Origin of the sequence: Shewanella sp. 10N.286.45.A1, from assembly GCF_041470405.1 — a bacterium.
Taxonomy (GTDB): Bacteria; Pseudomonadota; Gammaproteobacteria; order Enterobacterales; family Shewanellaceae; genus Shewanella.
Genome location: NZ_JBFRMK010000267.1, coordinates 1,845 through 2,060 on the forward strand (window position 1 = coordinate 1,845; position 216 = coordinate 2,060).

Genomic DNA, 216 nt, shown 5'->3' on the forward strand with positions numbered 1-216 from the left:
ACTTTGTTAGGCTTTACCTGATTGATGATATCTAGGGCTTGTGAGACGAGCATAAAAAATCCGAATTCTGAAACAGAACTCGGATTCTGAAACAGAACTCGGATTCTGAACGACTGAGTAGATCAGTCAACCGATCATTTTCATGCTAAATGATCGGCATTAGAACCTTACGGTTCGCTTTTAGCCAGGGCACTATAATTATTCTGGTCAAGCACA